General features: G+C 44.1%; 15 protein-coding genes and 2 pseudogenes. 11 read left to right on the top strand and 6 right to left on the bottom strand.

All coding sequences use genetic code 11. The features are described 5' to 3' along the window. The 8 genes from FTO70_RS01640 to FTO70_RS01605 all read left to right on the top strand — a co-directional run bounded on the left by FTO70_RS01640 (window position 1) and on the right by FTO70_RS01605 (window position 10,223). On the top strand, window positions 1-1,383 hold the full coding sequence (locus FTO70_RS01640) for a monomethylamine:corrinoid methyltransferase (RefSeq protein ID WP_255333947.1): 1,383 nt from the start codon (window positions 1-3) through the stop codon (window positions 1,381-1,383). An 840-nt stretch (window positions 1,384-2,223) separates the two neighbouring features. Then, entirely contained in the window at window positions 2,224-3,351 is a 1,128-nt protein-coding gene (locus FTO70_RS01635; protein ID WP_255333946.1) for a DMT family transporter, read from the top strand. Window positions 3,352-3,353: 2 nt separating this feature from the next. Next, entirely contained in the window at window positions 3,354-3,647 is a 294-nt protein-coding gene (locus FTO70_RS01630; RefSeq protein WP_255333945.1) for a hypothetical protein, read from the top strand. A 12-nt stretch (window positions 3,648-3,659) separates the two neighbouring features. Further along, window positions 3,660-3,782, top strand: coding sequence for a hypothetical protein (locus tag FTO70_RS01625; RefSeq protein ID WP_255333944.1), 123 nt, complete (start codon window positions 3,660-3,662; stop codon window positions 3,780-3,782). A 286-nt stretch (window positions 3,783-4,068) separates the two neighbouring features. After that, window positions 4,069-5,583, top strand: a complete 1,515-nt coding sequence (locus FTO70_RS01620) for an APC family permease (RefSeq protein ID WP_255333943.1) — start codon at window positions 4,069-4,071, stop codon at window positions 5,581-5,583. A 683-nt stretch (window positions 5,584-6,266) separates the two neighbouring features. Continuing rightward, window positions 6,267-7,301: a DMT family transporter gene (locus tag FTO70_RS01615; protein WP_255333942.1), complete on the top strand. Its 1,035-nt coding sequence runs from the start codon at window positions 6,267-6,269 to the stop codon at window positions 7,299-7,301. 34 nt (window positions 7,302-7,335) lie between these two features. Continuing rightward, window positions 7,336-7,608, top strand: a complete 273-nt coding sequence (locus tag FTO70_RS01610) for a hypothetical protein (RefSeq protein ID WP_255333941.1) — start codon at window positions 7,336-7,338, stop codon at window positions 7,606-7,608. 509 nt (window positions 7,609-8,117) lie between these two features. Beyond that, window positions 8,118-10,223: an S-layer protein domain-containing protein gene (locus FTO70_RS01605; RefSeq protein WP_255333940.1), complete on the top strand. Its 2,106-nt coding sequence runs from the start codon at window positions 8,118-8,120 to the stop codon at window positions 10,221-10,223. 537 nt (window positions 10,224-10,760) lie between these two features. Here the strand turns inward: FTO70_RS01605 and FTO70_RS01600 are convergent. Next, a complete protein-coding gene (locus tag FTO70_RS01600) occupies window positions 10,761-11,093 on the bottom strand; it encodes a CGGC domain-containing protein (RefSeq protein WP_255333939.1) in 333 nt (110 codons plus the stop codon). 141 nt (window positions 11,094-11,234) lie between these two features. Between FTO70_RS01600 and FTO70_RS01595 the strand changes: the two genes are divergently transcribed. After that, window positions 11,235-11,591, top strand: a complete 357-nt coding sequence (locus FTO70_RS01595; RefSeq protein WP_255333938.1) for a helix-turn-helix domain-containing protein — start codon at window positions 11,235-11,237, stop codon at window positions 11,589-11,591. Window positions 11,592-11,798: 207 nt separating this feature from the next. On the opposite strand, the gene FTO70_RS01590 is transcribed toward FTO70_RS01595, so the two are convergent. From FTO70_RS01590 to mtbC, 4 genes and pseudogenes are all read right to left on the bottom strand, one after another. After that, window positions 11,799-12,449, bottom strand: coding sequence for a B12-binding domain-containing protein (locus tag FTO70_RS01590; RefSeq protein ID WP_255333937.1), 651 nt, complete (start codon window positions 12,447-12,449; stop codon window positions 11,799-11,801). A 12-nt stretch (window positions 12,450-12,461) separates the two neighbouring features. Continuing rightward, window positions 12,462-13,922 (bottom strand): annotated as a pseudogene (mttB, locus tag FTO70_RS01585) ([trimethylamine--corrinoid protein] Co-methyltransferase). Between the two features lie 291 nt (window positions 13,923-14,213). Beyond that, window positions 14,214-15,617, bottom strand: a pseudogene (gene mtbB, locus FTO70_RS01580) ([dimethylamine--corrinoid protein] Co-methyltransferase). A 12-nt stretch (window positions 15,618-15,629) separates the two neighbouring features. Further along, on the bottom strand, window positions 15,630-16,277 hold the full coding sequence (gene mtbC, locus FTO70_RS01575; protein ID WP_255333936.1) for a dimethylamine corrinoid protein MtbC: 648 nt from the start codon (window positions 16,275-16,277) through the stop codon (window positions 15,630-15,632). A 425-nt stretch (window positions 16,278-16,702) separates the two neighbouring features. Here mtbC and hemL point away from each other — a divergent pair, with 425 nt between their 5' ends. Beyond that, on the top strand, window positions 16,703-17,971 hold the full coding sequence (hemL, locus tag FTO70_RS01570) for a glutamate-1-semialdehyde 2,1-aminomutase (RefSeq protein ID WP_255333935.1): 1,269 nt from the start codon (window positions 16,703-16,705) through the stop codon (window positions 17,969-17,971). An 83-nt stretch (window positions 17,972-18,054) separates the two neighbouring features. On the opposite strand, the gene FTO70_RS01565 is transcribed toward hemL, so the two are convergent. Next, window positions 18,055-19,401 carry a monomethylamine:corrinoid methyltransferase gene (locus FTO70_RS01565; RefSeq protein ID WP_255333934.1) on the bottom strand — a complete coding sequence of 449 codons (1,347 nt, stop codon included), beginning with the start codon at window positions 19,399-19,401 and terminating at the stop codon, window positions 18,055-18,057. A gap of 935 nt (window positions 19,402-20,336) precedes the next feature. Here FTO70_RS01565 and FTO70_RS01560 point away from each other — a divergent pair. After that, entirely contained in the window at window positions 20,337-21,038 is a 702-nt protein-coding gene (locus FTO70_RS01560) for a metallophosphoesterase (protein WP_255333933.1), read from the top strand. Window positions 21,039-21,116: the final 78 nt, after the last annotated feature.

The following is a 21,116-nucleotide window of genomic DNA, read 5'->3' as shown; positions in this document are numbered from 1 at the left end:
ATGTTAGACCCATGGGACATATACATACGTTCAATTGAAGGAAGACAGCAGGATGAGACTGAATTTTCAAATATAACCCTACCCACAAAACTGTACGAACTCGCGAGTGAGTACGATATTTCTTTTACCCCGGAGGAAATTGTTCCTTCAGACCCTAGCTACATAAAAAACATATTTAATGCAGCAGTAGACCTTCTCGTTGATGTAGGATTTTATAATGAATCAACAGGGCGCATCATAAAATTCGAAGAATCTGAAATAAAGCACCACCTCAGGCTCCTTCCCGGGGAATATACAATGGGAGAAGGAAATGAAAAATGCCAGGTGGTAAAAAGAGGTTTTGAAAGCAAGAGACTCCCCCCAATAATCGGAGGACCGTGTGGAGCCCCCATTTCAGAAGAATACTACATCCCCCTCATGCAGTCCTTTGCCCAGGAACCCTGCGTGAGAGGTTTGCACACAGCAACTCTGGAAACAATCAACGGTTCAGAAATAAAGTCCAATACCACGGCAGAAATGATTGCCGCAAGAAGAGAAATCGAGATGACGAGGGAGGCACTCCGCAGAGCCGGAAGGCCGGGGCTCTCGATCACGGGGACTATGAGCGCATCAAGCAGCGAGGGGCAGTGTTTCGGGCATGCCCCGGAAGGACTCCGCTCCTCTGACAGGCTGCTGGTTTCCCTCCTGAATGACATGAAAGTGGACTGGGACGTGCTTAAAAAGTCCCTATACTGTCAGTATAACAACCTTGGAATAGCCAACTGTATGGCACCCCTGCTGGGAGGATATCTGGGAGGGCCAGAAACAACCGCAATCGGCTTGACAGCAGAATGCATTGCATCCTTCCTCCTACTCGGCGGACCCTGTATTTATGTCACTCCACCCTTTGATGTTGTTACAGGACATCAGGTGTTCAATGAGGGCATTTTTGCAATAGGTTCAATGACTGCTGCAATGACCCAGAATACAAATGCATTGATACAGGTATACTGTGGAGCCTCATCAGGGATGTGTACGGAAAGGATGATTTATGAAACCTTTGCAATAGGCGGCACAGCAGTCTCTGCCGGCTCCGATGCAATCCAGGGTGCAATTTCATGCGACGCAATCCACGAAAACGAATACTCGGGAATGAATTCAAGGATCCTTGACGGAGCAAGCAGTGCATTTGCAGGCATGAGTTTGAAGGAAGCAAATGAATTTGTCGTGGAATTCATTAAAATGTACGGAGGAGACAATCCTTCAACCTTCAAGCCGGAGCCCGGAAAGAAGTTCTACGAATGCTATGATCTGAGAACCAACAGGCCTTCAAAAGAATTCGTAGACCTTTGGGAGGGGACAAAGGCAAAAATTAGTGATATGGGCCTGGAAGTAAAAGAATAAGAAAAACAAGAACAAGAGTAAGCAACCCCTCCCCCCGGGGAGGGGTAAAAATGAAAATAAAAAGCCTGCAACTATTTTTCAGTTATAATCTCTTTTTCAGGTGAAACCAATTTTCAGGTGAAACCAATTTTCAGGCGAAACCAATTTTCAGGCGGGGACATCAAAATCAACATCAATTGACTGCGTTATGTAGACTGAATAGTTACCAGGAATTTAAGATAACATTGGGGTTAATCCATAGCTTTTGGAGACAGGCCCATCCCGACTTTTGAAGTATAAAACCAGCTGATTTTGAAACGTGAGAGACGGATTTTGAAAATTAGTATATATAAAGATTTCTAATGAAATGAAATTGTTTAAATAGAATATATTGAAGAAGAAAAAAGACGGCAGACAAAAGGAGAAATTAGAGGGATGAAGTTACAAACTGGATTTACCCGACAGGAAAAGGTTCAAGGAAACACCCACCTAAGCCTCTTATGAAGAAAATATTCTGAACCCGTAAAATAAGGGGAATAATCCACACGATCCATTCTAACATTTTGTGAAAAAGATCATTTTTTAAAAGCTTGGAAAAATTTTGTTGCACCCCACCAACCAGGCAGGATTGCATAAACAATAGAAGAGCCAATTGAGATCGATTTTTTACACATAACCAAATATAGAAGACAGATATGCAGTTAGATCGTCATACACTCTGCAAACTCAAGCATGAAAAAATAATTGTTGAATAAATAGTGATATAAATAGATTTCGAGTAAAATAAAAAACTATATATAATAGATAATTACAAAAGAAGAAGCTGGACAAGACTTCTGCAAAGCAGGTCAGGAGGATAACATGGAAAACGTGTCAGAAAACAAAAGGCCGTTCAACACGAAAGAACATGCAGAATATGCAAGTTCAAAGCTTGGCGACTTGATTGGAAAGGAGAAAAAGAACAGAATAAAGTGGGGATTCATCTGGGGAATCCTGGCTGCCATTATATGGGGAATGGGATATGTCCCGTCCGTAGCAGTCTGGAAAATCCCCGATATGAGTAATTCCGCAGTTTTTCCCGAAGGATATACAGGATACCTTGTTGCAATGGTTACAATCGCCTTTGGAGCCGGAATTACTAAAGTCTTTGTTACCACGTTGTTCTGGGATCTTGGAGAAAGCAAACTATCCGATGTGCCAAAGGCAATATCCAATCTTAGAATTTCGAAAACCATGCTCCTTGCGACATTAATTGCAAGCCCGATAGGAGTAGGAGGATACCAGCTTGCCGTTGCTTATGCAGGTGGCTCTTTTGCTGCCGCAGCGAGCCTTCTCACGGGTGCGATTGCTGCAATTGTTGCAAACTTATGGTATCATGAAAAATTGAATAAAAAAGCAATGATTGGGATTTTATTTATCGTTCTTGGTGGGATTTTTGTATTCAACCCTTATGCATTGCTTCAAGACCTTGCAAATCCGGCAACCAAGGATGCATGGATCGGTTACGTTGGCGGTATGCTGGCAGCACTTGCATGGGGCCTTGAAGGAGTGTTTGTTGCACGTGTAGCCGATGTATACGATTATTCCATGAACATGACATGCCGCGGAATCTTTGATTTCTTCTGGTGGACCTTCTTTTGCCTTCCCCTTGCAATCCTGCTCTTCGGGTTTGACACGATGATCGGGGCAATGGCACACATATACCAGCACCCCGCATACTGGATATGGGAAGTGCTCTATGTAATGTCACTGTTCTCAGCCTATGTGGGGATGTACAGATCCTTCCCGTTGATTGGTGCAGGCCGCGGTTTGAGCATTGCAACCCTGTACATAATTCCAGGATTCCTTACCCTTTACTTCTTCATGGGAGACGTTCTGAAGTGGTGGATTGTAGCCGGCTCTGCACTGGCTGTATTCGGTACCGTATATATGTACTGGGAAAGCAGCGACTCAATGACAGACGGAACCAGAGTCGTTAAGGAGGCCTGAATATGGCAGACGACAGCAAACTGACAATGAAGAGCATGCTTGTAAAACTGCTTTATGAAAAAGGCGAAGCCTGGGATTACGAGCTTGTACATGAAATTCAGGAGAAGTCCAGAAAGACCACAGATTACTGGAAATGGGTCATTCGTTTCTGGACAATAGAACTTGCGGCCTCAAATATCTTCAAAGTCGTAGAAGCTGCCGTTGACGACGGAAGCCACTTCGGGACAGACAAGGTACTGTACAGGTTCCAGATGACAGCACTTGGGAAAGAAAGGGCTGAGGAACTCCTGATCTGAGAGGTGATAAAGATGTTATTCCACATAGACGGAATCTGGGCGTTTAACGGGGCTGACTACCTTTTTGCATTCCTGTTGATAGCTCTGGATGTTGCAATCCTCTACCTTTCACGTACCTTCATGAGCAAGGTTTGAGCCTTCTCAAACCTTTATTTTTAAGGAATAATCCGGAAAACACCGAGATACTAAACCGTGAAAGGGAAAAAAGGCATAACTGGTTTTGTCGCGAATTCAGGCTTCAAAAACTCCATTTTTTCTTAAAATGCCTGTTCATGGCACCATTATGCCATGAAAACCAGATTCCCGGTACTGATTCAATTTCAAATTTTAACATATGATAGCGTAGACTGCACTTTTCCATCTGCATACCGGAGGAATTCATATTCTTGATAATAAAAATGAAGGAGATGGCAAATCAGAGATGCATATTGAAAGGCACGAACTGAAGAAAACGATGGGACTTTTCGATTATTTCACCCTGGGCTTCGGTTCAATGGTAGGGATTGGCTGGGTCGTCTGTGTTGGCGACTGGATAGGGACTGCAGGAGGGCCTCTGGCCGCAATAATTGCATTTCTTATAGGAGGAGCAATTCTGCTCCCAGTCACATGGACATATGGAGAAATGGTCTCTTCCATGCCAGTGGCAGGAGGAGAGATCGCCTATACCTACAGAGGATTTGGCCCTAAAGCCTCTTTTTATACTGGATGGATACTATCATTTGCTTATGTATTTCTCTGCCCCTGGGAAGCAGTAGCTGTCGGCACCATTGCATCAAGCATCTTCCCCGGACTAAAAACAATGCCACTCTATGAAATAATGGGATTTGAAGTATACTTTCCCCTCCTTATGCTGGAGCTGATTGTGGCCCTCTCTATCGCGTACATTAACTACAAGGGTGTCGAAAAAGCTGCTAAATTTCAGTCCTCCATCACAAAACTCCTGATACTGTGTGGAATTGCCTATGCATTTGCCGGCGTTTTACTCGGAGATGCCTCAAACCTCCAGCCCTACATGGGACATTCCATAGAAGGATTCGGAACATTGGGAGGCATTATTGCAGTGCTTGCAATCACCCCCTTCTTCGTAGCAGGTTTTGATACAATTCCCCAGGGAGCAGAAGAAAGTAAGTCGGGAATAAGTTACCATAACCTGGGAAAAGTCCTGAGCATAACACCCTTATCAGGGGCAATATTTTACAGCACCATAATATTTGTCGTTGCCCTGCTTATGCCCTGGAAAAGCCTCATAAATCTTGAGTATCCGGCCGCCGACGCGATAATGGGTGTAGCCCCCTTCATCGGCAGACTTGTTTTAATTGGAGCTGTCTGCGGGTTGCTAAGCACGTTAAATGCTTTCTTCGTTGCATCAACCAGGCTGATTTTCAGTATGGGACGCGCAAAACTCATCCCCACATACTTTGGAAAAGTTGATGAGAGATGCCGGACCCCAAAGAATGCCATAATTTTTGTGAGTATAATCACTATAATTGCCCCATTCGTAGGAACTGCCATTCTGATTCCTGTAATGAGTGTGGGCGCACTTTCCTTCATGCTCGCATGGCTTTTTGTCTGCCTCTCAGCCGTTAGATTGAGAAAAATCGAACCCGAAATGGAAAGGCCCTTTAAGATGCCCGGAGGCATCAAGACAGGATACTTAGCAACTCTCATTACCGCCTTAATGGTAATGATGATGGTTGTACCTGGAAGTCCTGGCGCAATAAATTCCGTTGAATGGGCCACATTCCTCGCCTGGATGTTACTGGGAGTGGTGTTTTACTACATGGCAACAAACGAGAGGAATTCTATAAGCGAAGAAGAGCGCGAATATATGATTTTTGGAGAAAAAGAGCTGGATTTTGCACCAAAAAACCCGAATTCAGGAAAAGAGCCATCGTCCATGAGAACTGACCCCATATCTCATATGAAAGAAGCATAAAAAATTTAGAAGAGCATGGTTATGGACCATGCTCAAACTATTTTATTCCTCATCCTTTTTTCAAATTTCCCTATTTTTATACTCACTTAATCCATCATCTTCCAATATCATATTTTCATTAACCCTTTTCCCTGAATTATATTGATTCCGATAACATTGCCCAGATGGAAATGCAAAAAGAAAATTCATTATATTAAAGAAAATAACCGGGGGAAGAACTGTGTAAAAGAAAATTCATAATATTTAAATGATGCTATTTGAATAGAAAAACGAATATATAATATACAAAAAAAGCGAAATATAAAAAAATTAATATTAAAGTTGACATCGATATAAAAAATAAGGGGATTGAGTTGAAATTTCTTAGCAAATTGAACAATTGAAAAAAAATGGATTTAAGAAGCCTGATAAACCTGATAAAAAACAGGGTCATGAGGAGAGTTATTGATAGAATCTGAAAAACGAGCACATTCCACGTGTTTGGGAAAAGATACAAAGAGATTCTTATGCCTACGGTTTTCAGGAACTCACCCCCACGACCAAAACCGGAGAGTTGCAAAAAAGGAAGAATAATTTTGTGCAAAAACGGAGGGGTTAGAATAAAAACATGCCTTGAAAACGGAGAGTATGAAAATCAGAAAAAGCAGCTTAGTTGGGAAAATATTGACATTGAGAGCTGCATAGTGAATGAAAAGAAAAACAGAATAAAATGGGGGTTTACCTGGGCACTGATAGGGGCATTTTTATGGGGAATTGGATACATCCCACTTTCAGCTCTATGGCATGTATACCCACTTAATGATCCGACGGTTTTTCCGAGTGAACACGGGCATTTTATAGCCACCCTCCTTGCATCAGCCGGGCTGTCTATCGGAGACCCTTTTATTTTTGCACTTCTCTTCGTTGTCGGGCAGGGAAAAATGTCGGAAGTTTACAGGACCTTCTTTAACCCCAAAATATCAAAATGGCTGTTGCTGGCCGGTTTTTGCGGAGGCGTATTTGCACTTTACGGAAGCACGCTTGCAGTTGGATATATAGGAGGATCATTCTCTGCATCCGCGGCCCTGCTTTGCGGACCGATAGCCGCCCTTACGGCAAGACTCTGGTACAAGGAAAAAATAAACAAAAGGACAATAACTGCCATAGTATTCACAATCATCGGAGGGGCATTCATATGGAATCCCCTTAAACTGATTGAAGAAATTTCAAACTCTGGCAGCTCATGGCTTGGATATGTTGGAGGATTGATGGCAGCCTTTGGGTGGGGAATGGAAGCTACCGTTGCAGGACGCACTTCAGACCTTTGCGACACTGAAGCCTGCGTTACAGTCCGCCTGATATGGGATGCCCTGATATGGATCTGCATAATGATTCCAGCCGCCTCCCTGATATTCGGGTTTGATACCATAAGCACGGTGTTTATTGCCGCATACACAAACCCACAATTTATATTCTGGGAAGCTCTCGCATCCGCATCCTTTGCAGCCGCCTATATCGGGATGTACAAGTCCTACGTACTAATAGGAGCGGGGCGGGGCCAGAGCATTTCCACCTTTTACGTGATATTTGCAATTATGTCACTCTCCCTCTTCCTTGGAGAGTCATTCAAATGGTGGCTCCTCGTCGGGTCCCTGATCACAATAGGAGGGACCTTTGTCATGTACTGGGAAAGCAAAGACACCATTCTCGAAACAACCAGAGAAGTCGAAAGTTCCTGAAAAATAGAAAGGGAGAAGAAAAATGAAACTTCCAATGAAAAGTAGACTTCTCCAGCTCCTCTATGAGAAAAAAGATGAGGCATGGGACTACGAGCTTGTCAGCCAGGTTCTTGAGGAGTATGGAAAAAGCAATAAGCGCTGGCGATGGACCGTGCGTTTCTGGACAGCAGAACTTGTTTCCAGTGGACTGTTCCATGTCACGGAAGTGGCAGTAGATGACGGCACACACTTCGGGAAAGGCAAAGTGCTGTACAGATTCAAAATCTCAGAGGAAGGAAAGTCCAGAGCCCTTGAATACTTAATGTAAATTATCGAAATTTTCTGGCAGAAAGGAGGCGCAGGATGATTCACATTGAAGGTATTTGGGCGTTTGAAGGAGCAGATTATATATTTTTTTGCATTCTGCTTTTCATAGATCTGACCGTGTTATACCTTGCAAGAAATTTCATGAGTAAAATATAAGCAAAAGTTGGGAGATCAACCGGTAAATTGTAGATATCCCTATTTTAATCCTTTTTTAAAAACAACATAGTGTTTCAGGTGCAGTACTTTTTCTAAACACTTATGAAACAATAGACCAACCGGGAAAAAAATCATATTTCAAAATAAACATTCAAAACCGGAAAGAAAAATAGTATATAATTTTTACCTTGATTGAAAGCTTTTAGGGAACCTCTTCGCAAGTTAGATTGTTTTTCTAGAAAGTAGTATAAATAACTTTTGATTAAAATAAAAAGTAATATATAGTAGAATTTTGAAAATAGAATGTGGTATAAAAGGAGCATAAAAATACTAATTGAAGAAATGGGATCAAACATGCAAAAAAATGGAGTATTTCCTACAATATTAGCACTGACGGTTCTCCTGTCGCTGCTTCCTTCGGGGTTGGCAGCTTCAGTTGAAATCCCGGGAGCAATTCTGGACACCGGATCCGAGGATCTGTTCTGGAACGCCGAAAACTGGGGCGCTTTATATGCGGACATTGACAATAACGAGTCCTGGACAGAGCGCTTCTACTATGAAAACGATGCCGACAGCAACAACGGCCCCCTGGGGATCGGAAACGAAGCCACCATTGACGACGGAGAACTCACCTACTCCACGGCCCCCTACACCAAGCAGTACAAGGTGATGAGCAAGCGCGGGGTTGTTGTGGACGAGGACGGAAGTTATACCCTTCTCCCCTGGCTCGGGGAAAAATACGTGGCAGTAAACGGGGACGCAACAACCATTACAAAGCTCCTCCTCGAACAGGGCTCGGACGACGTCCAGACCCTGAAGGCAGGAGAGACCTGGGACCTGGAAGCAGGATACAGCCTTGAATGCAAGCAGGTCGATGTAGACGGGAATAAGGTATGGCTCGCTCTCCTGAAAGATGGGGAAGAACTCGACTCCGAAATCCTTAACACCGACACAGAGGAAGACAGTGAAGAAAGGGCTTTTGTGGCAACCTCAGACTTTGCAGACCAGGAAGACGCAGTATACTTCGTCACATATGCGGACAAAGTATTCCAGTCAGCAACAGACAGTGTTGTGAGGTTGAAATACACCTGGATCATTGACAAGGACGAGATTCAAACGATAGACACGGATTTCACATTGGGAGAGTTTGAATGTACAGTGGCGGAATCCGATGAAATCGTGCTCGAAAACTCAAATTCGATTTCCCTCAACATTGATGACATAACCTACATTACCGACGAGCTCTACATCTGCATATCCGATGTGGACATTGCAGGGGACGGAAACTTCTATATCTACCCTGCAAAGGAAGCCACAAGCCCCGGAACATATGAAGTAAGGGGTACAATTGTGGAAGCTGCAGACGGGATTTCCTGGGACGCTTCAAGCTGGGGCTCTTTCTATTTTGATATCGACAACTACGAGTCCTGGACAGAGCGCTTCTACTACGAAAATGCAGCAGACAGCAACAGCGGCCCAATTGGTGTTGATAACGAATATACCATTGACGACGGAGAACTCACCTACTCCACGGCCCCCTACGCCAAGCAGTACAAAGCCATGAGCAAGCGCGGGGTTGTGGTAGACGAGGACGGAAGCTATACCCTTCTCCCCTGGATCGGGGAAAAATACGTGGCAATTAACGGGGACGCAACAACCATTACAAAGCTCCTCCTCGAACAGGGCTCGGACGACATCCAGACCCTGAAGGCAGGAGAGACCTGGGACCTGGGAGCAGGATACACACTCGAATGCAAGCAGGTAGACGTTGACGGAAATAAGGTATGGCTCGCCCTCCAGAAGGACGGAGAGGAACTCGAGACAGCCATTCTTAACGCGGACACCGAAGAAGACAGTGAAGAAAGGGCTTTTGTGGCAACTGCGGACTTTGCAGACCAGGAAGATGCAGTATACTTCGTCACATATGTGGACAAAGTATTCCAGTCAGCAACAGACAGCGTTGTGAAGCTGAAATACACCTGGCTCATTGACAAAGAAGAAGTCCTGACAATAGACACTGACTTCACATTGGGAGAGTTCGAATGTACAGTGGCAGAATCCGATGAAATCGTGCTCGAAAACTCAAATGCCATCAGCCTCGAAGTGGACGACGTAACGTACCTCACAGACGACCTCTATTTCACAAGCTCGGACGTGGACATCGCAGGAGCAGGGAAGTATTACATCTACCCGGCAAAAGCAGTAAGTATTGAAGCTGAGGAAGAAGACGGAGAAGAGCTATCGGCAGATGATATTGAAGAGACCGAAAGCACGGAAGTCGCCGAAGAAAGCACCGAAATCGGACCTCTCCCCAGAGGGACAGACGAAAGTGAAACGGCTGACGAAAACACCGTAACTGAAAAAGGAGAAGCCGAAAATGCAGAAAAGTCTCCTGGCTTCGGGATCCTGACAGGATTGCTTGGAATCTGCCTGTTAGCCGCATCCTCAAAGAAAAAATAAGTGGGAATCTCAAGCAGTGTTAAAATATTCCACAAATCAAACATTAGCCCTTTCACCCCTTACTACACCAGAGCCGCAAACAATGGTTAAAGGGACGAAAGGAATCACGGAATTTTTAATTCACTGCCTGACCCCACTTTTCTCCTATTTTTTAATTCCTTAAAAAACTTATGCGTGCGAAGTTCAGGCTTAAATAGCAAAACTCAATGCATAAAAGTAACCCGTAATAAAAAGAATTATCTTTTCTCCATCGGCAGTGTTCCGAATTTTCTGTAGATTTGAATCCACTTCTTAGATCATTGCTTTGAAAAAGGATTTGAAGATAATGAATTTGACCTGAATCATATGAGTGTTTTTGATATTACAGAAAAACCGGCATTATGATCCTTGCAAACAAGGTTTACAAACCCCTGGCGAAAGGAATTACAAAGAGCCAGCGGGAGAAAAATCCCTTTGCTGGCTACGTACAGGGAATAAAAAATTAGAGGAAAGGGAAACGCAGCCTTTCCCGGAAATCCAGAATAATGTCACGAAAAATCAATGAGTTCCTTCCACAACTTTAATACCTGCCTCCTCGAATACTCCCTTGATGTAAACAAGGTTGGGACAGGCACTGCTTTTTACCATGCAGGTACTGAGATGAATGGCGTCCGGTTCAACTTTTTTGATTTCCCCTATCAGATTAGCCACCCTGCGCCCTGAACAGCCCCCGCAGGTGAAATAAGCAACCATCTGCGCGTTCACACCATAGTCAGCAAAACTGGCCATTTTCCCGTTGAAGGCTGCAAAACAACCGGTTCCCGGGCAACTTTCTGAAACGGTTTCACATCTGACAACTGCAATTTTTGTGAGTTTTATTTCTTCTGTCACGGATATCACTCCTTTTTGTTCTGAGATATTTCCAGGCTGCCTTCAAAGGCATATGGTATCTTTTGAGTACTAAGTATAGATTTAATATTAGATACAATAATTATACTAGTTTATATAGTGGGCAGTCTATAATTCTGTACTATGAAAGAATGCGCCATATACCAATCAAGCCACATAATCGGGAAAAAATGGACCATTGAAATCATGCTGGAACTTTACAAAGGCGAAAAGAAAGAAAAACGCTTTAACGAGCTGAAGAGAAAACTCGGAAACATAACCCCAACCGCCCTTTCCACAAGCCTTGGCGAACTCGAACAGGAAGGACTGATAGAAAAAAGAATTGATACAACCGTTCTGCCCGGGAAATCCGAGTACTTTCTCACGGAATGCGGAGAAGAGTTCATGCAGGTAATATGGGAGCTCAAAAAATGGAGCGCAAAATGGAAGTTTAAGGACATGGGATGTGACGAAGCGTTGTGCAGAGGCTGCAGTATGTGAAGAAAAAAATAATTTGAAGATTTACGGATTACTTCACAACTCTTAATTTTGTAAACATATTTATTTAGATTAACACGTAGAATTAGAAGGGGGGAAGTGGGAAAGACTTCCCCCACAATCAATCAAAACACACAACCAACAAAAAGTGGAGAAAAAACCCTCCACTTATCTATTTTTAGCCCATAAACAGGCGGTTGTATCTACGGGTTATTTAGCAAAGATACCCTTTAACTGACTTACCGCGTCTCTGGCGTTTTCGGCATAGATGTCAGCACCGATTTCATCTGCCCAGGTCTGGGTAACAGGCGCCCCACCGACCATTGTCTTGACCTGACCGCGAATGCCTGCTTCATTTAGAGCTTCCTCCAGTTTGATCTGGTTGACCATTGTGGTCGTCATGAGAGCGGAAGAACCGACAACATCTGCACTATTTTCTTTTGCGGCACTCAGATACTTATCTATAGGCACATCCCTTCCAAGGTCGATAACTTCGAATCCGGCAATCTTGAGCATTGCAGCGACAATATCTTTCCCGATGGAGTGGATATCGCCTTCAATGGTTCCGAGCACCACTTTAGCGATCTTTTCTCCCTTAATTTTCCCCTCAACTGCAGGGGCAAGGACCTTCATACCTGCACCCATGGCATCAGAAGCCGCAATCAGGTGAGGAAGGAAGAGTTCACCACTTTCGAACCTTTCACCGACATTCCCCAACGCTGCTGAAAAACCATTCTCAATAATCTCTATGACATTAATACCTGCGTCAAGTGCTTCCTGAGCTACTTCTTCTGCTGCTTCGTCATCAAAATCAAGGACTGCAGCTTTTGCCCTTGCAATAATTTCTTCTTTTGTTGCCATTTATGAATCTCCTCACAATTGCCTGCCGTGTTCTTTATCGGCCTTTTTCACTATGGCCCACATATCCTTCAGGATATCAGAATCGATGGGTTTGACCACATGGTTTTTCATGACGTCTACAACTTTTTCATGTGCAGCTGCCATTGTGTCTTTTGAACCTGCCGATTCCCAGTCCCCATACATACGCCTGTCAAAAAGCCTGGGGTTGGAGGGCAGGTCTATATTCTGCCGGCTGGTCTTATGCCCGAGGAAGTTATTTCCAGCTCCCACTTTCTTGATAGCTTCGACAGCCAGGGTCTCCCCGGAAACCGGAATTCCTTCCATGCTCTTCTTAATCATACCTATAATGTCATTGTCTATCACAAACTGTTCCATAGAAAAGGTCATACCTAGCTCAAGCATGCCTGCTCCGTAAATGGAGTTTGCACCGGCAAGGGCAGGAAGAAGGCTTGTAAGAGTTTTCTCGTGCCCTGCCTGGGCGTCAGGCAGCTTGGAGTCGGCCTAGGTGCCTGCCACAAAGGAAGGAAGGTTGTAAAACTGGGCAAGTTTTGCGACAGCTGCGCTGAGCAGCCCGAGTTCAGGAGAACCCACCGGGGCCGTGCCCCTCTTCATGTCAAATCCTGTGGTTGAGCTACCGTACCAGAAAGGTGCGCCGGGCTCTGTCAATTGTGCAAGCACAAGAGTCGCGAGGACCTCTGCGTTGTGGGTAACAAGGGTAGAAGCGAGGAAGACCGGAGAAGAGGCCCCAGACATAGCCATACTGATAATATTGTTCGGGAACTTGATGCGGGCACTCTTGATAGTCATCTGACACACATTGTCACCCAGTTCCAGGGGGCTTGTTGGACATGCTGCCATGGAACAGATAGGTTTCTTGATGGCTTCTTCCATATCCCCCCCGTAGTAGGCTGCCATCATGTCCATGTAGTAGTCAAAGCTTTCGGCTTCCGGAGCAAGGAGCACAGGCTTTGAAATGTTTGTAATGGCCTCGTATGTCGAGTGTACGTCAGCTGCACCCTTGCCAGTCCAATCCATAGCAGCCACGGCAACTGTGTAAAAGTCCATATTCTCCGCCCAATCACACATCTTTGCGGTGTCTGCAACATCTTGAGCCGTACTGCTCCTAACAACACAGCGCCCTTTTGACTCGTCATAGACGCTCATCTTAACGCCAATACCGAAATTAGTCCAGAGGGTATCTCCGCCTGCCTCCTGTACAAGATTGTATTTCTTGTCCCTTCCGTAAAGCTTGAACCTGGAGGGGGCCTTCTTTAATGCCTCTTCAAGAACATGTTCAGGGATCTTTACCATCTTTGTGTTTTCATCAACATCACAGCCTCCATCCTTGAAGATCTGCCTTGCTTCGGAATCGGTCACCAGGATTCCGTATTCAGAAAATATGTCTACTGTTGCAGCGTGAATGGCCTTAAGTTCATCCTGCGAAAGTACTCCAAGATAAAGACCATCCAGCAAATTTTTACCGGAGTAGGACTTGTTAATCATTTTTTTAGCCACCTATTCATTTATTTGATATTAACGAGGAAACACATTTTTGACAGAGGATTCTGATCACAGCCAGACAATACCTCAAGATATATGAGAAATTAATAATATATAAATATTTCTTAATTATACGAAAACTATATATATTATAGTAAAACCTTTCACCGAAAGGTTAAAAAACTGAGATGGCAGGAAATAAAAAAACCATCAAGTAGAGAAAGAGACCCAGGCCAAAAAAAGGAAAAAAGAAAAGTACTGTACTTAAATAAACCCTGCAAGGCTTCGGAAAAGCTCACATGAGTTGATTTTAAGATCAAGCACTTTCTCGATATTCATCTTTGCAGCAATACCCTTAGGCGTTTCCCTGAACTCGGTCATAGTTCCAAGCCCCAGTTCCTCCCTGACTTCCTTCATAGCATTCTCATCGGCAAGGTCCATCACATCAACCCCAAGCTTCTTTGCCACGTAGGCTTTTGCATCGCCAATCTTCATGCTCTTTGCAAACTCAACCCTGGCCACAAGATCGCCTGCAGCCCTCATACCGGTCATTCCCGAGGTGGCAACATGAACACCACGCATACTGAAGGAATCACCGGATCCGGACTATATGCCATCCACATGTGCCAGTTCGACCATGGCTTTGTTTGCCCTTGAGAGAGCATCAAGTGTCGGGAGCTCAAACATAGGCACGCCACCAACACCGTTACCCATGTTGACGTGTACGGGAATAGGAGAAACCTTAGAAGCTTCCTTTACAATGGTCACAGCCCTTGCAAGGTTCCAGGCGAAAGATCTGGTAGTGTTTGTGTTGACAGCCGGCCCGAAGACATTGGCCCCTGCCTCTGCAGCGAGCTCTACCTGTTTGTGAGGCCAGAGGCCTGCCACGGCTTTACCCTTATACTCAAGCTCCCCATGGATCCCCAGCATGCTTTCACCTGCCATACCCATTTCAATATACATTTCAGGGAACTCCTTTCTCAGGAATTCAACTGCGCGGAGAGCAGCAAAGAAATCCCCATCCCCTGCAGCCCCGGTAGTGTCAAAGTTAATCCCGTCTGCACCCCCGGACTTCATCATTTTCTGAACGATCCAGATGATGTCCCTTGTCAGGTGATCTGCAGATTTTTCAATGGATTCCCTTGCTTCCTGGATCTTGAAAGCTTTCATAAGGTCTCCCGGATTTTCATAGGGGCCATCGGGAGTATAGTACAGCCCCATATTGGGCATTGCACCATAAAGCACAGGAACGGTAACTGCTTCCTGAACCCACCTCATCTGCTGGCACTCCACGGAAATCAACGGTTTTACAGGCTTGAAGCTGTAATCGGTATGCCCAAAGTCAATGGAATCCATACAGAAGCCCCTTTCATACATGAGGGTCGCGAGGATCCGACCACTGGGAACTCCACTTGTATGTTCGGAGTCTATTGAGATTGCACCCCCGTCCTGCGACATGACAATTTCATTTCCGGGTTCAACAGTTACAATCCTTTCTTTAGCACATACAATTTCCAGCAGGTGTTCAATCTCCTCCTCTGAAAGAGCAGGCACCTCAGCACTGTCAGCGCCTTCCGCAACTCCAGCTTCAATGTCAGCCAGGATATCTTCCCGGGTCATGAAAACTCTGCGACCGTCCCCCATGCGGGTCATGTATTCAGTAGCCATACTTATACCACCTCATGCTCCGCAAAGAAGTTCCTTTGCTTTCATCACAGCTTCACTTGCGTTTTCTGCATAGCAGTCCGCACCAATTTTGTCGGCCCATGCCTGGGTAGCAGGAGATCCCCCTACCATTACTTTTACCCTGTCACGAATCCCTTCCTCTTTCAGACAGGTAATGACTTCTTTCTGACCCAGCAGGGTCGTTGTCATCAGGGCAGAAAGCCCCACCATGTCGGCATCTACTTCCCGGATTTTATCGATGAAGACCTGAACAGGCACATCCCTTCCCACATCATGCACTTCAAACCCTGCAGACTGCAGCATGGTGGAAACAATGGACTTTCCAATATCGTGTACGTCCCCCTCGACAGTTCCGTTCACTATAGTCCCAAGTTTTCCTTTTACAGCACCGGCAGGGAGGTCGTCTTCGAGCAGTTTTACACCAGCAGTCATTGCATCGGCTGCCATCATAACGTGGGGCAAAAAAAGCCTGCCTTTTTCAAAAAGAATACCCACTTCATTCATTCCGGCTGCCAGCCCTTTGTCAATGATTTCTGAAGGATCCAATTCACGCCGCGCTTTTTCAACGGCCTCGAGGACCTTATCTTTCTTACAGGAGATTACTGCATTGGAAAGCTCCGAAAATAATTCATCTTTTGTCATTCACTACAATCCTCCAAGATATTGAAGAGTTATCGGAATTCTCACGTTACTGACCATAGAGTTGGAAATTTTTTGCAGAACGTCCGAATTTGCGCTTCGCGTAATGTCAGACATCAATGCAATAGTATTGCTAATTTATTAATATATAAAATTTTCTATTTTAAGAGAAAGGTATATATATAAAATAAAAAAGAAAAGCGAAGGGTAATGAAGAACAATTATACCAGCACCCCGGAAGGAAAAATTAAAGACCCTCACACCCAAAATGAACTAATCCGAATCAAGCAAGGATGTTCGGATTTAGAACACAAAATTTGAGGAAATTAAGTTATAAAAAAAATTATTCACTAATGAAAAAAAGATATGGAAAAAAGGTTTCAGAACAAGCAAAAGAAGAGGCAGCAAAAGTGAGAAAGGAAAAATTGATGCTTGAAAATTCGGAAAAATCCGAAAAAGAATACCAGAAAGCAAGAAAATTAATCCCGGGAGGAGTAAACAGCCCGGTACGCGCGATAAAACCCTATCCATTCTACGTGGCGACCGCAAAGGGATCAAAACTCTATGATATAGATGGAAACGAATTTATAGATTGCTGCCTGGCCCACGGTCCAGTAATTCTGGGGCACAACCATCCCATCATAAAACAATCAATCGTAGACCAGTTGAATAGAGGATGGATCTACGGAACACCAACCGAACTTGAGGTGAGAATTGCAGAAAAAATTGCCAACTCTTGTAAAAGTCTTGAAATGATGCGTTTCGTATCAACAGGTACTGAAGCGACTATGAGCGCACTTCGACTGGCCAGAGGATACACAGGAAAAAACAGTTTCATAAAAATAGAAGGAGGGTACCATGGAGCCCACGACGCAGTACTTGTGAAAGCCGGTTCAGGAGTAAGCACATATAGTAAAGCAAATTCCGCAGGAATTCCATCTGATTTTACAAAATATACCCTCCAGGCACCATTCAACAATATCGAGGCAATGGCCGAGCTTATAGAAAAAAACAAGGAGGATCTGGCAGCACTGATAATGGAACCTGTTATGGGAAACGCAGGCCCCATCCCCCCGGAAGGAAACTACCTGCATGAAATAAGAAAACTTACGGAAGAAAACGAAGTGCTTTTAATCTTTGACGAGGTGATCACGGGTTTCAGGCTTGCAATGGGAGGAGCTTCCGAATACTTCGGCGTTAATCCGGACCTTGCAACACTTGGGAAGGTAGCAGGAGGAGGGCTCCCAATAGGGATATTTGGAGGGAAAAAGGAAATAATGGAAATGGTTTCCCCTTCGGGCCCTGTATACCAGGCCGGAACCTTTAGTGGAAATCCCTGCTCCCTGGCAGCTGGAATCTCAACACTTGAACTCCTTGGAAAGGAAAATGTTCACGAAAAGTTAAACGCAAAAGGAGAAAAACTGAGAACTGCGCTTTCCGAAATTGTTGAAGACAAAAAACCCGGATACTCGGTGTCAGGAATAGGCTCAATGTTCAAGGTATTCTTTGGGAAAAAACCCAGGAACTACAGGGATGCACTTACCTGCGACCTGAAAGAATATCCTAACTTCTTCCACCGAATGCTCAAATTTGGAGTATTCCTGCCACCCTCACAACTTGAAACTAACTTTATATCTTCCGCACATTCCGAAGAAGACATTGAAAAGGTTCTTGAAGCATACAGAGAATGCCTCTGAAAAAAGAAATATAGAAATAGAGTAATGACAGGCAGGTCTACATATATTATAAATTTTCATTAAAATGCGGCAGGCATGAGACATCATGCCAGAAGATCATAGACCTGTCCCATAGCCTGCTCATATATGGTATAATATTCTTCAGAAGGCTCTATTGTTTTCAGGTTATAGCACTCTTCGAAGGGTTTGCCAAACTCAGGCTTTTCGCCTTTATATTTCTGGTAGATTTCTGTGCATAGATAGTTTGCATCATCAAGAGAAAGAGCCGTTGCCAGTTCTGCAATCTTTGCCATGAAAAGAGCATCCAGGCCTCCCGAATGATTCAGTTCATTCCCTGCGTTTGAAACGGGCCCCGAAAGATAATCGCTTCCGCATACAGTACTCCCAATTGCCTGAACCGCAGTTTCATACATCATGGATTCCGTACATGGACCTGAGAAGTTATTGATAACAGTACCGTGAATGTAACGTGTGTTCCTGGAAATTGCCATAGAGGTGATAAAAGAAGCCCACAGCACTTCCGGAGAACGTGAAGCCGGGCTTTGCAAATGATTTGGATGGATGGAAGACATTTGAGACCTGTAGAGAACTTTATTTTTCAAAATCTCAGCCGTCATTTCAATCGCAAACTGCTCCGGAACAGCAGTAGTTATTCCCCCCATGATCAGGATTGAAGCAGAGTTATAGTATGAACCTATACTCTGATGGTGAATTGCCCTCGAAATTTCATTAAGATTTACCTTCAAGTCCGTGAGAGGATAAATTTCCTGAATGTCACCAAGCCCCATAAATTCAGGGTTGGCTATGGAGATAGCAGCCTTTGGATCATCAATAAAAGGAGGAGTAAAACAGCATATGCCTCCACGGCCCTCGAGCCTGCAAGCTTCCTTAATTGACTTCACAGCTTTATGGGCATCGAGCATGGCAAGAGGAGTACCTTTGAATTTGTGGCGTTCAATATCCATACTGTGAAAAGAAGCAGGGGCGATGGAATCAACGAGATTTATTTTTGAATATGAACGGTGAACCGGAATAAACATATCCTCTGTAATTGGAACGGCATCCGGACCTCCGCAGATCATCGGAACACGTTCATCCATCACATGCCTGAAAGACACCGTGGTTGTTTCCGCACCGTACCCCATAGTAAATTCAGGACATGCATTTTGCAAACTTCTCCTGATTTCGGCTTTATCCAGCTCAAGGGTGCGCCCGGTATCCATACAATAGATACCAACCTCCTCAAGTAAGTTGACAGCCGCATCAAACACCCGATCAGCCATTTTTACATCATGCGGGACCAGGGTATCCTCTTCAAAAAAAATGTTGTGAGAATCAACCAGATCCAAAGTATTTTTGTAGATCAAACGTTCATGCTCACTTTCCGCCCTTTTCTTCCCGGAAAACATTCGATAAATCAATTCTTCCATAGTGGTCCCTTCTCATAAGATGATATTATGAACTGCATACATACATAACCAGAGAATAATATATAAAGTAAAGCTTCGGTTGAAATAAATGAAAAATACTAAATATATACCTTTTCAAAAAACATTAAATATAAGGATTAAAGGTTGAAAAAGGTATATAAATATAGCTATAAGGACCGAGAGAGCCAAAGAATATAGAAAATACATTCCATAACTTTTTTAGGATAAATTCTGCCGAAAGGCTATCATACAGTTAAAGGTTTAAGTTTTCCGAGAAAAATTCATGAATTAGATCATCGGGCATATTTACAAGTAGTGTAACATAGCACGCGAAAAAAATATAAAGCTATATATAAATTTTTCGTTAAAAAAAGAAATATTTATATAGTAAAAAGAATACATAGAAGATGAAGTCAAATGAGAGGTATAGAAGTTTGTAGAAATCTTCAAAAATGACTTCTTTAGGTTAGATTTGGGCTCAAAAGTCCAAAATCGCCTAATCAAACCATCTGAAAAGGTTGAGTTATAAGGTTTCTACAAACTAAAAACAAGTATCACCTGAATCACGAAGAAAGACCAAAAAGAAAATATAAACTCGCTCAATAAGCGTCTGCCTTAACTACAAATCCAGCAAGAGTTTAATTCATAATACGCCTGTCAAAAAAGTAGTTTTTTAGATGGTTCATGAGTTTTTGGCGGCACATTGTGAAAAAGAGGGGAGCAGGTTTGCCATCCTCTCCCCTCTACCTCCACTTAAAGCACATCCTTTTCATTTCCCCCTTATTTTTTGTCGGACTCATTCAAAAAATGTCTTTTTTAAAAATGTCTTTCTTAAATACCTATCCCACATAGACCTCAGAGTCATAAAAATATATAATATAACGCCGTTTTCTAAATAGAAAAAAAACATACATTTAGAAAGGAGACAAAACCCCATGAAACTCCTGCTGATCGCCGACATCCACGCAAACTACGAAGCCCTGCAGACCGTCCTTAAAGTCCCGCATGACCGGGTTATCTGCCTCGGAGACATTGTGGACTACGGGCCTGACCCGGACAAATGCATAGACCTCCTGCAAAAAGAAGGAATTCCAACCATCCGGGGCAACCACGACAACGCCGTTGCCTTTAAGATGGACTGCCAGTGCGGGTACAAGTACAAGCACCTCTCAATCGCGACCCGGGAATACACCTGGGGAGTCCTTGACGACTCACGGATGGAGTACCTGCAAAAACTCCCCCTTGTCCTCAAAGAGGAAATCGACGGAAAGAGACTCTTCTTAACGCATGCCAGTCCCCGTTCCATGTTCGAGTACATAAAGCCCGAGACCCCGGACGAAAAGATCCTGGAAATGCTTGCAGAGCCGATGGAACCGATGGATGCCGAATTTCTCGTAGTCGGGCACTCCCACATCCCCCTGAACCGGAAGCTAGGAGACCTGACGATCATAAACCCGGGATCCGTGGGCCAGCCAAGGGACGGGGACACCCGGGCAGGCTGTGCGGTCTTCGATACCGAAACAGGGAAAGTCAAACTCCTCCGCCTGGAATACGACATCGAAGCTGTCTGCGCAAAAATAGAAAAAAGGATGCCTAACGCCGACGAACTGACAGCGATTCTCAGAAGAGGAAGCTGAAAAGAGACGGGAGCTGAAAAGAGGCCGGAAAAACCCGAGTACCCGAAAAATATCTGTTTTCCATCCATTTCTTAATTT

It is taken from the genome of Methanosarcina sp. KYL-1 (assembly GCF_024372725.1).
Taxonomy (GTDB): domain Archaea; phylum Halobacteriota; class Methanosarcinia; order Methanosarcinales; family Methanosarcinaceae; genus Methanosarcina.
The sequence above is the reverse complement of the archived record's forward strand: the minus strand, read 5'-3'. Positions and strand labels throughout refer to the sequence as shown.

Coding starts and splice junctions, on each gene's coding strand:
- FTO70_RS01640 (WP_255333947.1), top strand. CDS start 1: ATGTTAGACCCATGGGACATATACATACGTTCAATTGAAGGAAGACAG.
- FTO70_RS01635 (WP_255333946.1), top strand. CDS start 2,224: ATGGAAAACGTGTCAGAAAACAAAAGGCCGTTCAACACGAAAGAACAT.
- FTO70_RS01630 (WP_255333945.1), top strand. CDS start 3,354: ATGGCAGACGACAGCAAACTGACAATGAAGAGCATGCTTGTAAAACTG.
- FTO70_RS01625 (WP_255333944.1), top strand. CDS start 3,660: ATGTTATTCCACATAGACGGAATCTGGGCGTTTAACGGGGCTGACTAC.
- FTO70_RS01620 (WP_255333943.1), top strand. CDS start 4,069: ATGCATATTGAAAGGCACGAACTGAAGAAAACGATGGGACTTTTCGAT.
- FTO70_RS01610 (WP_255333941.1), top strand. CDS start 7,336: ATGAAAAGTAGACTTCTCCAGCTCCTCTATGAGAAAAAAGATGAGGCA.
- FTO70_RS01605 (WP_255333940.1), top strand. CDS start 8,118: ATGCAAAAAAATGGAGTATTTCCTACAATATTAGCACTGACGGTTCTC.
- FTO70_RS01595 (WP_255333938.1), top strand. CDS start 11,235: ATGAAAGAATGCGCCATATACCAATCAAGCCACATAATCGGGAAAAAA.
- FTO70_RS01590 (WP_255333937.1), bottom strand. CDS start 12,449: ATGGCAACAAAAGAAGAAATTATTGCAAGGGCAAAAGCTGCAGTCCTT.
- mtbC (WP_255333936.1), bottom strand. CDS start 16,277: ATGACAAAAGATGAATTATTTTCGGAGCTTTCCAATGCAGTAATCTCC.
- hemL (WP_255333935.1), top strand. CDS start 16,703: ATGCTTGAAAATTCGGAAAAATCCGAAAAAGAATACCAGAAAGCAAGA.
- FTO70_RS01565 (WP_255333934.1), bottom strand. CDS start 19,401: ATGGAAGAATTGATTTATCGAATGTTTTCCGGGAAGAAAAGGGCGGAA.
- FTO70_RS01560 (WP_255333933.1), top strand. CDS start 20,337: ATGAAACTCCTGCTGATCGCCGACATCCACGCAAACTACGAAGCCCTG.